This is a genomic window from Microbacterium sp. (genome assembly GCF_036277215.1).
Lineage (GTDB): Bacteria > Actinomycetota > Actinomycetes > Actinomycetales > Microbacteriaceae > Microbacterium.
The window spans coordinates 1-3,132 of record NZ_DASUNI010000311.1 but is presented as its reverse complement, the minus strand read 5'-3'; the positions used below and the strand labels follow the sequence as shown (position 1 = coordinate 3,132).

Annotated in this window: 2 protein-coding genes and 1 pseudogene; 1 reads left to right on the top strand and 2 read right to left on the bottom strand. The window is 68.7% G+C overall.

Annotated elements, in window-relative coordinates; all coding sequences use genetic code 11:
* Positions 1–196, top strand: a pseudogene (locus VFX99_RS15115) (hypothetical protein); the annotation flags it as partial.
* Between the two features lie 20 nt (positions 197–216).
* On the opposite strand, the gene VFX99_RS15110 reads toward VFX99_RS15115, so the two are convergent.
* The gene (locus tag VFX99_RS15110; RefSeq protein ID WP_329667116.1) at positions 217–2,991 is read right to left on the bottom strand and encodes an ATP-binding protein; all 2,775 of its coding nucleotides are present in this window, start codon (positions 2,989–2,991) and stop codon (positions 217–219) included.
* Positions 2,992–2,995: 4 nt separating this feature from the next.
* Complete coding sequence (locus VFX99_RS17330; protein WP_414684400.1) at positions 2,996–3,118, bottom strand: hypothetical protein; 123 nt, start codon at positions 3,116–3,118, stop codon at positions 2,996–2,998.
* Positions 3,119–3,132 lie beyond the last annotated feature (14 nt).

The following is a 3,132-nucleotide window of genomic DNA, read 5'->3' as shown; positions in this document are numbered from 1 at the left end:
GTACGATGAGGACGGTCGCGTTAGCGCGGGGGAGTGGTCCGTCGATGACACCGGCCGGTTCGGGTCGTTCTGGCCGCCCCACTATACGGCCGAGTACGACCTGCGCTGGCTCGTCGAGGACGGACGGATCGTCGGGCTGAGGTTCCTCGGCCGCGACAGCGTCCCGTTCGTGGGCCGGTACCGCACCGGCGAATGACGAGCGGCAATCGCAGCGGGCTAGCCATCCGCGTCCGGCTGGTCGAGACGTTCCAGCGCGGCCGCCAGCGCCGCACGTGTCGTGATGCCCAGCTTGGGAAACATGCGGTACAGCGCCGCACCGACCGAGCGGTGCGAGAGGTAGAGCCGCTCACCGATCTCACGGTTCGAGAGCCCTTGGGCCGCGAGGTCGGCGATTTCCCTCTCCCGGGGGCTGAGGACGTCCGCCCCGCTTTGCGAGGTGACGACGCGAGGGGACACGCTCGTGCCGGAGGCACGTAGCACCTTGGCTGCGCGTGCCTCCCACGGCCGTGCTCCGAGTCGGCCGAACGTGGTGGTGGCCTCGGTCAACCATGCGCGCGCGGCGGGATCGTTGCACCGGTGCAGGTGCTCCCCGTACGCGAGTTGAATGCGGGCACGGTCGAAGGGCCAGCGTCGACCATCGGGCGTCGCCAACGCGCGCTCGAAGAGGTTACTAGCCTCCTCGCCGGTCGACGCCAGGGCGGCACACCCGTCGGCGACCATCCTCAGGCGGGGCGAGATCCGGTCGATGCGGTGTTCGCGCATCGCCGCCACATGCTGTCGAGCCGCCCCGGCCCGCCCGGTGGCCATAGCGCTTTCGACCAAGTCGAACAGCACCCACAGCGCGTGCGGGTTATACGCAGCGAGCTCGCCGGCGGGGGCGATCCTCGTGACGTGTCCATACGCTGTCTCGTAGTCGCCCAAGCTGATGGACCGCAGCGTGAAGAGGTGCTCGGCGAACGAGCGCGTCAGGCCGGCACCGCGTTCCTCGGCCCACTCGGCCATCTCCTCGGCCGCGCGTAGCCCGCCCTCCTGATCACCGCGGGCCACGCGCACCAACTGGTCGATGTATCCGGCGAGAATGACTGAGTAGCGCCGGTACCCGTGTTGCTCGCACAGACGGACGCCTTCGGCCACAAGCTCCAGCGCCTCGTCCCACTGCCCGGTGAGCCAGTCGTCGACGCAACTAGAAACCAGCGCGTTGATCGACAAGGCCACCGCCCCGCCGTCGTATCCACTGTCCACGACACGTCTCAATGCCTGGCGACACTCTCCCATCCGGTCGGTGTACACACATGCCAAGGCGATGCGAGTGATGCGCAGCGGGTCCCGTTCGGCGTCGACGTGACGCAGCACCTCAGTCAGCAACGGCAGTGCGCTGGCACCTTGGTGAGACGCGTCACCGAACGCTCGGTGCACGAGGTCGACGAGCGGTGGGCACCCTGGGCCGAGCCGCTCGACTGCTTCGAGGAAAGGGCTCCATTGCGCGGGGCGTCCGCCGAACCAGCTCATCATCAGCAGGCTGTGCAGAGCATGCTCAAGCACACCGTCCGTGGGGTCGTCTCGACCGGGGTGTCGGTTGATGGCTTCGCGCAAGAGGCCGTGGGCCGTGTCGACTTCGCACTCGGCGTTGAGTAGCACGTACGTCGCGGCCAAGGTGGCTGGCAGGGACTGCGTTCCCGTGGAAGCGACGTCGTCGGCGTCCAACAGCGTACGTGCGGCCGAGCGCAGGTCACCGGTCACGTCAGCCTCGATGAACGCCCCCATCACTTGTCGGCGGGCTCGTTCGGAGGGCTCGGGGCTGAGCTCCGCTGCACGCTGCAACAGGCGGAGGCCGCCCGCGACGTCGCCACGTGCGGACGAGTCCCTGAACTGCAGCTCCAACTCCGTCGCCACGGTCTCATCCGGTTCCGACGTGGCGGCAGCCAGGTGCCAAGCACGACGCTCGGGAGAACGCTGCAGCGCCTGGGCGATGCGGGCGTGAGCTCGTAGGCGCTCCTCCTCGGTGGCCAGCTCCACCACCGTGGTGGTAACCAGCGGGTGGCGAAACCGAAGACGTCCGGCGGCTTCGTCCACGAGCACCAGACCGGCGTTCTCGGCCGGCGCGCTCAGGCCAAGCGGCTCCTCGGGGCCCTTGGCCAACAAGCCCAAGTCGCCGCTGCCCTCCAAGGCATGCAGAAGCAGGAACTCACGCGTCCGATCAGGAAGTGCGCGGATGCGGGGTCCGAACAGGCGCAGCACTGCCGGCGCGGACGGCTCCTTGGCCGGCGACCTTCCTATCGACGACGTGTCGAGGACGTGTGGCAGTTCAAGCAGCGCCAACGGGTTGCCGTCTGCCTCGAGCAGTACACGCTCGCGGACCTGGGCCGGCAACCGCGGGAACGCTGAGTCCAGGAGGATGGCTGACTCCTCCTCGCCGAGGGGAGCGAGGCGGTGGTGGCGGAGGGATTCGTCCTCCAGGGGACTGCCCGAGCCGAAACGTGTCGCGCTCAGGAGACCTGCGCGCAGGCCAACCAGGCGCCGAGCGACGAAGGCAACGACGTCACACGTGTCCGGATCAACCCATTGAGCGTCATCCAGCACCAGGAGGACGGGGCCGTCGGCGGCGACCTGGCGCAACAGGGCCAGGACCGCATGCCCGAGCGCGCCGCGCCGCAGCGGCGGTCCGAGAGCACCGGCCAGACCGGTCTCGAGCGTCCCGCCGTGCACCGCATCGAGGTGCGCCACGTAGCCCCACAACGGCTCGAGAAGTTCACGCAATGCTCCGAAGCTGCTCCGGGTATCGAACTGGGCTGCGTCTGCTGCGAAGACCCTGATGCCGGCCGTCGTGGCCCTGTCCCGCGAGGCCTGCAGCAATGACGTCTTCCCGATTCCCGGGTCGCCGGAGACGACCAGGTGCGCCCCCGAAGTGGCGACCTCCTCGAGGAACGTAGCAATCACTGCAAGGCTCGTGTCCCGGCCGACAAGTGGGGTCGCGCCGCTAGCGCTGGTCATGGGGTCACCCTTCGTTCTCGTCCTGTCGTCGGGCCTGCTGCAACGCGATGTGAAGGCCTCCTCGGCTGGTGACAGCGAGCTTGCGGTAGGCGCTGGCCAGGTGGGCTCCGACCGTGCGGGGTGAGATGAGGAGGCGTTCGC

Excerpts from the sequence above, each read along its gene's own strand:
- VFX99_RS15110 (WP_329667116.1), bottom strand. The coding sequence starts at position 2,991 with ATGACCAGCGCTAGCGGCGCGACCCCACTTGTCGGCCGGGACACGAGC.